Origin of the sequence: Clostridium sp. MCC328, assembly GCF_018785465.1 — a bacterium.
Classification (GTDB): Bacteria; Bacillota; Clostridia; order Lachnospirales; family Lachnospiraceae; genus Pilosibacter; species Pilosibacter fragilis.
On record NZ_WQPW01000091.1, the window covers coordinates 1 to 314 of the forward strand.

A 314-nucleotide genomic window follows, 5' to 3' on the forward strand; every position below is an offset into this window, starting at 1 on the left:
GCATACTCGGCAATAGCTTTGAGCATTTCGGAAACAAGGGACAGTACCACATCTTCATTGATACGGTGCTGTGTCGTGCAGAGCTTTCCAACTGGGACTTTGCTGTATTGGGAACAGGTATATTGAGAAATACGCTTGCCGTTGTTGGTACGGTGGACATACATCTTGCCGCCGCAATCGGCACAATAAAGCAAGCCTGTGAGGGGAGCTGCTTCGCCCCAGCCGTCCGGGTAGCGTCTGACATTCCCACGGATTTTCTGCACAAGGTCAAAGGTCTGCTGGTCAATGATAGCTTCATGGGTATTCTCGAAAAT

Annotated in this window: 1 protein-coding gene; it reads right to left on the reverse strand. The window is 50.0% G+C overall.

Going from position 1 to position 314, the window contains the following annotated elements; all coding sequences use genetic code 11:
• A partial coding sequence (locus GPK83_RS12470; RefSeq protein WP_215704920.1) for a zinc ribbon domain-containing protein occupies nt 1-314 on the reverse strand: 314 nt, incomplete at both ends.